Annotated in this window: 1 protein-coding gene; it reads left to right on the top strand. The window is 68.4% G+C overall.

The genetic code is table 11. The annotated features are described in order from the left end of the window. On the top strand, positions 1 to 450 hold a 450-nt coding region (locus tag MFF58_RS32020; protein WP_238294375.1), incomplete at both ends, for an IS3 family transposase.

Genomic DNA, 450 nt, shown 5'->3' with positions numbered 1-450 from the left:
GGAGGGAAGTCGATGAGGTTCCGCCTCATCGACGCGGCGAAGAAGGACTTCCCGGTCGCGCGCCTGTGCAAGGTCCTCAACCTCAGTCCGAGCGGCTATTTCGCCTGGAAGAACCGCCCGGCCTCGACGCGGCAGCGCGAGGATCTCGTGCTGCTCGCTCACGTCCGCTCCGCCTTCACGCTCTCGCACGAGACGTATGGCAGCCCGCGCATGACCCACGAGCTGCGCGAGCAGGGTTTGGCGGCTGGCCGGCGACGCGTGGCCCGGCTGATGCGGGAGAACGGGCTCAAAGCCCGCCAGCCGCGGCGCTTCCGGCGCACCACGGACAGCGGTCACGCTTTTCCAGTCGCGCCCAACCACCTCGACCAGGACTTCACGGCGGCTGGGCCGGATCGGAAGTGGGGGAGCGACATCTCCTACATCTGGACGGGGGAGGGCTGGTTGTACCTG

The organism is Methylobacterium longum (genome assembly GCF_022179385.1).
Lineage (GTDB): Bacteria > Pseudomonadota > Alphaproteobacteria > Rhizobiales > Beijerinckiaceae > Methylobacterium > Methylobacterium longum.
Note: the sequence above shows the minus strand (reverse complement) of the source record. Positions and strands in the feature narration are given on the sequence as shown.